At 66.1% G+C, this 757-nt stretch carries 2 protein-coding genes; both read left to right on the top strand.

From position 1 onward, the window contains the following. A partial coding sequence (locus tag AC5P09_RS52050) for an ABC transporter permease (RefSeq protein ID WP_493880645.1) occupies nucleotides 1–550 on the top strand: 550 nt, incomplete at its 5' end. 8 nt (nucleotides 551–558) lie between these two features. After that, the coding region (locus tag AC5P09_RS52045) for an ATP-binding cassette domain-containing protein (RefSeq protein WP_493880644.1) at nucleotides 559–757 on the top strand (199 nt) is incomplete at its 3' end.

The following is a 757-nucleotide window of genomic DNA, read 5'->3' as shown; positions in this document are numbered from 1 at the left end:
CGACGACATCAGCGACATGGACGGCTTCGACCAGGCCAAGAAGATCTTCGCGTCCTCGTTCGACGTCGGCGGCGTCCAGGTGAAGATCACAGTCGTGTGGTGGCTGGTCTTCGCCGCGATCGCCACCTGGGTGCTGCTGCGCACCAAGTACGGCAACTGGATCTTCGCCGTCGGCGGCAACAAGGAGAGCGCGCGGGCCGTCGGTGTGCCCGTGACCTTCACCAAGATCTCCCTGTTCATGCTGGTCGGCCTGGGTGCCTGGTTCGTCGGCATGCACCAGCTGTTCTCCTTCAACACCGTCCAGTCCGGCGAGGGCGTGGGCCAGGAGCTCATCTACATCGCCGCGGCGGTCATCGGCGGCTGTCTGCTGACCGGCGGCTACGGCTCCGCGATCGGCCCCGTCTTCGGCGCCTTCATGTTCGGCATGGTCCAGCAGGGCATCGTCTACGCAGGCTGGAACCCCGACTGGTTCAAGGCCTTCCTCGGCGTGATGCTCCTCGGCGCCACCCTCATCAATCTGTGGGTCAGCCGCGCGGCGACCCGGAGGTGACCCACCCCATGACAACCACCCACGACATCACATCCGAAGACGCCCCGGTCGTCGAGCTGAAGGCCACGGGCAAGGCGTACGGCAACATCCGCGCCCTGCACGGTGTGAGCCTGGCCGTCCACCCCGGCAAGGTCACCTGCGTGCTCGGCGACAACGGCGCCGGCAAGTCCACCCTCATCAAGATCATCTCCGGGCTGCACCAGCACA

The organism is Streptomyces sp. a15 (assembly GCF_059026085.1).
The sequence above is the reverse complement of the archived record's forward strand: the minus strand, read 5'-3'. Positions and strand labels throughout refer to the sequence as shown.